Origin of the sequence: Mesorhizobium sp. M1143, from assembly GCF_040318435.1 — a bacterium.
Lineage (GTDB): Bacteria > Pseudomonadota > Alphaproteobacteria > Rhizobiales > Rhizobiaceae > Mesorhizobium.
In genome coordinates this window covers 1-3,769 of sequence record NZ_JAMYMJ010000121.1, presented here as the reverse complement: position 1 = coordinate 3,769, position 3,769 = coordinate 1, and the positions used below count along the sequence as shown (strand labels likewise).

Sequence of the window (3,769 nt, the reverse complement as noted above, 5' to 3'; positions counted from 1 at the left end):
GTGGTGGACAATACGTGGGCCACCCCAGTGCTTCAACTGCCACTCGAAATCGGGGCAGACGCGGTGATGCACTCGGCGACAAAGTACATTGGCGGCCACTCGGATTTGATGGCCGGTGTCGTCATTGTCCCAAACGCGTCACCCCTCGGTCGCCCATTGCGGATGGTCCAGAAACACAAGGGCAGCGTCGCAGCGCCCTTCGACTGTTGGCTGGCGTTGCGGGGCCTGCAGACATTGCCGGTCCGCATGCGCGCCCATTGCGAAGGCGCCCAGAAAGTGGCCGAGGCCCTGGCGTCTCATCCGCGCGTCGAAAAAGTGCTCTTTCCTGGTTTGCAAACTGATCCGGGACACGATCTTGCTACGCGGCAAATGAGCCATTACGGAGCGATGCTATCCTTTATCGTCGAGGGCGGAGCCGATGCTGCAATGGCCGTGGCCGGCCGCCTGAAGATTGTTGTCCGGGCGACAAGCCTTGGCGGGACGCATTCTCTGATAGAGCATCGCGCATCCGTTGAAGGTGCGAAGTCCAAAGCGCCAGGCGGATTGCTGCGAATTTCTGTAGGGCTTGAACATCCTCAGGACATTATAGATGACCTGATGCAGGCCCTAGGCGAAACCTGCAAAGCGGGAGTCCAATGACGGGTGCAAGAACTCTGGCGCCGCTTTACGTGACGGCTGGCGCAGCCGACGATCGGCAGAACAATGTTCCTGCTGAGTAGAACGCACGTCCTCTGGTGAACCGCTACCGCCGTGTCGCATTGTCTCGGGCGTGGTGGTCGCCTGGGTGATGAACGTCTTCGGGTTTCCGGACGATGGCCACGCGCTCGACCGGATAGCGGAAATACCCAGATTTGCCGTTGACCTACTGCTGCTCGACCTCGTCGGAGATCGCGGTCAACAGATGGGATGGATGTGCTGGCACTACGGCAGTTTGACAAGCCGGCCATCGGGGCGCTAGCACCGTCCAAAGCCAAGAGTCGCAGGGCAGAACTGACCGCACCCAGCTGGCTGCGGGACCCATCAGCTAACGGCCAGGTTGGTACCTCAAGGCGCATCAGCACCATGGATGTCACATTGTCCTTGTTGCGAGCGCGATTTCGGAACTTCGTTGTGACGCAGTCTGTGCACAGAGCGCACCGCTGTAAGCAAATGAGCGGACGAACGACACCCAGTGGAGGAGAGAAGTGATGCGGCGTCAAGATCCTCCGCGCTTTGCGGCAAACACACTGATCCCTCTTCACAACCCGGTCTTTCGTTCTATCTGGACAGCCACGCAGATATCAAGCCTTGGCTGGCTGGTGCAGAGCGTGGCTATAAGCTGGCTCATGGCGACGATTTCAGCCTCCGATCTAATGGTTGCGCTCGTACAGGCTGCATCGACACTGCCCGCGTTCTTCTTGTCGATCCTTGCTGGAGCCATTGCAGACAGCTTCAGCCGCCGGGGCGTGATGCTTGCCGGACACTGCCTTATCGCACTGGCATCCACGGCGCTGGCACTCGCTGTGGGACTGGGCTTTGTTAGTCCATGGCTGATCCTGGGACTGAGTTTCTTGGCCGGATGCGGCTTTGCCTTGAACGATCCAGCATGGCACGCGTCGGTAGGCGATATCCTGGAAAAGCGCGACATACCCGCCGCAGTGACGCTGATGTCGGTGGGCTACAACGTGGTTCGGAGCATAGGACCGGCGCTGGGCGGTGTAATCTTAGCTTTGCTAGGCCCCCTTACGGCTTTCGCCCTCGCTGCGCTGAGTGACTTGGTCCCGTTGAGCGCTGTTCTGCGCTCAAAGTGGCAAGTTCGCTTTTCGCCTCTTCCGCGCGAGCGGATGACTACGGCCATTCATGATGGCATGCGATTCACGGCAATATCCTCAGAGATCAGAGTGGCGATTGTGCGTGCAACCCTATTCGGGCTGTCAAGCATCTCGATCCTTGCTCTGCTCCCCCTCCTGGTTCGCGACCAGCTGGCGGGAGGGCCAATTGTTTACGGGGTGCTATTGGCTGGCTTCGGCACAGGCGCCTTCATAGCCGGCATTGGCAGCAGCTACTTGAGACGCATTACGTCCCAGAACCGATTGATCACGCTCGCATCCGTTGCTTGCGCAACGTGTTGCCTTTTGATGGCCCTCACATCGTCGGTGGCTGTGGCGGCGATCGCGCTTGCAATCGGTGGCGCTGGCTGGGTTGTCACCTGGACCGGAACCGACGTGTGTGTGCAGTTGGCAAGCCCAAGGTGGGTCGTTGGTCGGACCCTGTCCATCTATTACGCCCTGACCTACGGCGGCATGGCAGCGGGCAGCTGGATCTGGGGTGCTGTCGCGCAGTACTATTCGCTGACGTGGGCTTTGGAAGGTGCTGCAGCGGCACTGTTGCTGGTCGCGGCTGTGGGAAAGCTATTGCCAGTGCGGCTATGGGAGGAATCGGATCAAGCGGCCGTCGACTTCAGGCCACCAGAACTGGCCCTCCCTTTGAAACCCAGGAGCGGTCCGATCGTGATCAAGGTGGAGTACTCGATACCCGAGGAGAGTATCGATGAATTTCAGAGATGCATGCGCGAAAGGCGGCGCGTTCAGAGCCGCGACGGTGCGCGGGACTGGACCCTCCAGCGCGACCTTCAGAAGTCGACGCTTTGGACCGAGACATTCCGCACGCCGACATGGACGGACTATCTTCGTCTAAACCATCGGCTGACGGTGAATGACAGGGAGGTAGGCGAGCGCCTTGCCGCTCTGCACATGGGTGATTCTCCGCCTCGCATCTCACTTTCAATCGAGCGGTCGACAAGCCCCGCCCCCGGCAGCCAAGTCCAGCCTGTGCCTTTTGTATCGCGCCCGTGAGATAACCAAGACTTGTCTGGGCTTGGACACGGAACGAGCTACTCCTTGATTTGTCGAGCCTGCCCGGATTGCAAATCGTTCCGGCCGGTTAGGCGAGCATGAGAATTCGCGCGGCAATTATGTCAATCACGGGTCCCATGTTCAGCCCGCCCCCTCTGCCGCCAGATCGGCTTGAGCACGGATTCAGGTCGCCCATCCTTTGCATAGCGGCGGGCAACGAATAGCAAGGGGGCGGAGGGTATCCTCGTCTGCGAAGCGGGCAGAGGAGGAATCCGCAAGGCGGGTTGCTGGGGAGAGGGGTCGCGCGCCTCTTTCCGCCTCACTTAGAAAACGTGCGGCCAAGCACGTTCATGTCGGCCGTGGGCGGCCGCAACAATTGCCTACAAGGCGCAAGCGTCGTCACATATTAAGCGTAGTCGCGCGACAACCATCCGTGGTCACGCGCAATCCTGCGAATTGTCAAGCGGAGACAACGATCGCGGCACCAAGCAAAGTGGCGAACCCGATTCTGCTCGGGAGATCCCAAAGCTCTCCGAACCCTATTAGATCCATGAAGCGAAACACGGCGCCCTGAAGCAGGTAAAGCAGCAGTGTGCTCTGACCAAGCTCCACCGCAACAAAGCGAGCTACGCGAGTTGAATGGCCAACTCTCCAGCATAGGAACATAAGCTGCATTGTGACTGCAGAAGTTGCTACGGAGCCAATGAACATCAGCAACACTTGTCTCGCCGACTCTCCATCGTGATCGAAACGAGATTGTTGTAGACGTAAGTCTCCCTTCCCCAAACAAGAAAGCACACTCACGGCGTGCCGAGCAGCTTGGCCAAGGAGCCGCACTGGGGCCTCCGGAGTGAGTGTTATCGCTCAAGCAGCCACGTCGGCGCGGCCTAAAATCTTCGATGAGCGCGTCAGGAGAGCGTCGATCTCCACATTTC

The 3,769-nt window shown here is 59.3% G+C and carries 2 protein-coding genes and 1 pseudogene; 2 read left to right on the top strand and 1 reads right to left on the bottom strand.

Going from position 1 to position 3,769, the window contains the following annotated elements; all coding sequences use genetic code 11:
- Both NKH35_RS30890 and NKH35_RS30885 read left to right on the top strand, forming a co-directional pair.
- Positions 1-639, top strand: a 639-nt coding sequence (locus tag NKH35_RS30890) for a trans-sulfuration enzyme family protein (RefSeq protein WP_352917477.1), incomplete at its 5' end; no start/stop codon positions are given.
- Between the two features lie 548 nt (positions 640-1,187).
- Positions 1,188-2,834: an MFS transporter gene (locus tag NKH35_RS30885; RefSeq protein ID WP_352917475.1), complete on the top strand. Its 1,647-nt coding sequence runs from the start codon at positions 1,188-1,190 to the stop codon at positions 2,832-2,834.
- A gap of 406 nt (positions 2,835-3,240) precedes the next feature.
- Here NKH35_RS30885 and NKH35_RS30880 read toward each other — a convergent pair.
- Positions 3,241-3,634, bottom strand: a pseudogene (locus NKH35_RS30880) (nodulation factor fucose acetyltransferase NolL); the annotation flags it as partial.
- Between the last annotated feature and the right edge of the window lie 135 nt (positions 3,635-3,769).

Bases quoted from the DNA above. Each gene is read 5' to 3' on its own strand.
- NKH35_RS30885 (WP_352917475.1), top strand. From the start codon at position 1,188: ATGCGGCGTCAAGATCCTCCGCGCTTTGCGGCAAACACACTGATCCCT.